Origin of the sequence: Vibrio sp. D404a, assembly GCF_030248535.1 — a bacterium.
Classification (GTDB): domain Bacteria; phylum Pseudomonadota; class Gammaproteobacteria; order Enterobacterales; family Vibrionaceae; genus Vibrio.
Genome location: NZ_JAHGAJ010000066.1, coordinates 1 through 2204, shown reverse-complemented (window position 1 = coordinate 2204; position 2204 = coordinate 1). Strand labels below are relative to the sequence as shown.

2 protein-coding genes are annotated in these 2204 nt (G+C 47.0%); both read left to right on the top strand.

Annotated features, from left to right (window positions below; all coding sequences use genetic code 11):
- A partial coding sequence (locus tag KI655_RS24100; RefSeq protein WP_285409224.1) for a heparinase II/III family protein occupies positions 1 to 1520 on the top strand: 1520 nt, incomplete at its 5' end.
- A gap of 2 nt (positions 1521 to 1522) precedes the next feature.
- Positions 1523 to 2204, top strand: a 682-nt coding sequence (locus tag KI655_RS24095; RefSeq protein ID WP_285409223.1) for an alginate lyase family protein, incomplete at its 3' end; no start/stop codon positions are given.

Below are 2204 nucleotides of genomic sequence, written 5' to 3'. Positions count from 1 at the left end.
GTTACTACATGGAAGGTCCTTACTACCACCGTTACGCGATTCGCCCAACGTGTGTTTTCGCAGAGGTGATTCACCGTCATATGCCAGAAGTAGACATCTATAACTACAAAGACGGCGTGATTGGTAACACAGTACAAGCGATGCTTTCAACGGCTTACCCTAACGGTGAATTCCCGGCACTGAACGATGCATCTCGCACTATGGGTATCACAGACATGGGCGTACAAGTTGCAGTAAGTGTTTACAGCAAACACTACGCAGTGGATGGCAAAGTTGACGAAAACATCCTAGGTATGGCGAAGATTCAAGATGCAGTATGGATGCACGGCTGTGGTCTAGAGCTTTCTAAGGCATACGAAGCGGCAAGCGCTGAAAAAGAGATCGGCATGCCTTTCTGGCCAAGTGTTGAGTTGAACGAAGGTCCAGAAGGTCACAACGGTGCTCAAGGCTTCATCCGTATGCAAGACAGCAAAGGCGATGTGTCTCAGCTTGTGATGAACTACGGCCAACACGGCATGGGTCACGGCAACTTCGATACGCTAGGAATTACTTTCTTCAACCGTGGTCAAGAAGTGCTGCGTGAATACGGCTTCTGTCGTTGGGTGAACGTTGAACCAAAATTCGGTGGCCGTTACCTAGACGAAAACAAGTCTTACGCACGTCAAACTATCGCGCATAACGCGGTAACGATTGACGAGAAATGTCAGAACAACTTTGATGTTGAGCGCGCAGATTCTGTTCACGGCTTGCCTCACTTCTTCAAAGTAGAAGACCAAAAAATCAATGGTATGAGTGCGTTCGCGAACGATCACTACGAAGGTTTTGACATGCAACGCAGTGTGTTCATGCTAAACCTTGAAGGTCTAGAATCTCCGCTACTATTAGACCTATACCGCTTAGATTCAGAGAAAGGCGAGCACCAATACGACTACTCTCACCAATATGAAGGTCAGATTGTTCGTACCAACTTCGATTACCAAACCAACAAAGAGCTACACACGCTAGGCGGCGACTTCGGTTACCAACACCTATGGAATGTAGCAAGCGGTGAAGCGAACGATACTGCGCTAGTGAGCTGGCTACAGAACAACACTTACTACACATGGTTAGGTACAAGCTCGAACGACAACGGTGAAGTTATCTTTACTCGCTCTGGTGCGAATGACCCAAGCTTCAACCTGCGTTCTGAGCCTGCGTTTATTCTTCGTAGCAAAGGCGAAACAACGCTGTTTGCTTCAGTACTAGAGACGCACGGTTACTTCAACGAAGAGTTTGAGCAATCAGTGAACGCTCGCGGCCAAGTACAAGACATCAAGGTACTGGCACACAACAACATCGGTTCTGTTGTTGAAATTGAAACGAATACATCTCGTGTCACAGTAATGATCAGCAACCAATTGGGTGCGACTGACACTACTGAACACAAAGTCGAATTAAATGGCAAAACGTACAGCTGGACAGGTTTCTACTCTCTAGAAGAGAACCTAATTGACTCAACTTCAGCTGGTCAGGAGAAATAAGAATGAGCTATCAACCACTTTTACTGAACTTTGAAGAAGCAGCAGAGCTTCGTAAAGAACTTGGCAAGGATAGCCTATTAGGAAAAGCACTGACTCGCGACATCAACCAAACTGACGCTTACATGGCTGAAGTAGGTATTGAAGTTCCGGGACACGGTGAGGGCGGCGGTTACGAACATAACCGTCATAAGCAGAACTACATCCATATGGATCTAGCGGGTCGTCTATTCCTTATCACAGAGGAGACAAAATACCGTGATTACATCGTAGATATGCTAACGGCTTACGCGAAGGTGTACCCATCGCTAGAGAGCAACACTAGCCGTGATTCAAACCCACCGGGTAAGATCTTCCACCAAACACTGAATGAAAACATGTGGATGCTATACGCTTCGTGCGCATACAGCTGTGTTTACCACACGATTTCTGAAGAAGAAAAAACGCTGATTGAAAACGACCTATTCAAGCAGATGATCGAGCTGTTCGTTGTAACATACGGCCACGACTTCGACATCGTACACAACCACGGTCTGTGGGCAGTAGCAGCGGTAGGTATCTGTGGCTACGCAATCAACGATCAAGAATCGGTAGATAAAGCACTTTACGGCCTTAAGCTAGACAAAGTGAGCGGCGGTTTCCTAGCACAGCTAGACCAACTGTTCTCGCCAGACGGTTACTACATGG